This is a genomic window from Asticcacaulis sp. YBE204, from assembly GCF_000495855.1.
In the GTDB taxonomy this organism is placed as follows: domain Bacteria; phylum Pseudomonadota; class Alphaproteobacteria; order Caulobacterales; family Caulobacteraceae; genus Asticcacaulis.
Genome location: NZ_AWGF01000051.1, coordinates 1 through 383, shown reverse-complemented (window position 1 = coordinate 383; position 383 = coordinate 1). Strand labels below are relative to the sequence as shown.

The window sequence follows — 383 nt, the reverse complement described above, 5'->3', positions numbered from 1 at the left end:
CATACGAGATGATACGGACGAAGACCGAGTTGGGTGGTGGGGCGGCTGCATAGAGACCGGCATCGTTATAGGCGTATGCCGGTACGGCCGTGCAGGCGACCGTCAGGAACGCCCAGGACATCATAGAGCGGGCGGTTGATTTCAGATCTTTGAGTAGACGGAGCAAGGCGGTCATCTTCTATCCTTTTGGTGAAGCTGAGAGGGTTTCGGGAACGCGGGCAAACAGCAAGGTCATGTCGCCCCCCAGGGCGGTCGAAAGCATGGGGCGCAGGCCGGAAAGACGCGAACTCCAACGGCTGCGCCCGGGAAAACGCGATTCATAGATTTCGAGCCAGGCGACCTCGCTGAAATTTGTCGCGTCATCACGCTTGGGTACGCCTTGA

Annotated in this window: 1 protein-coding gene; it reads right to left on the bottom strand. The window is 58.7% G+C overall.

The window, feature by feature from the left end:
• Positions 1-178: 178 nt before the first annotated feature.
• A partial coding sequence (locus AEYBE204_RS40945; protein WP_035442354.1) for a hypothetical protein occupies positions 179-383 on the bottom strand: 205 nt, incomplete at its 5' end.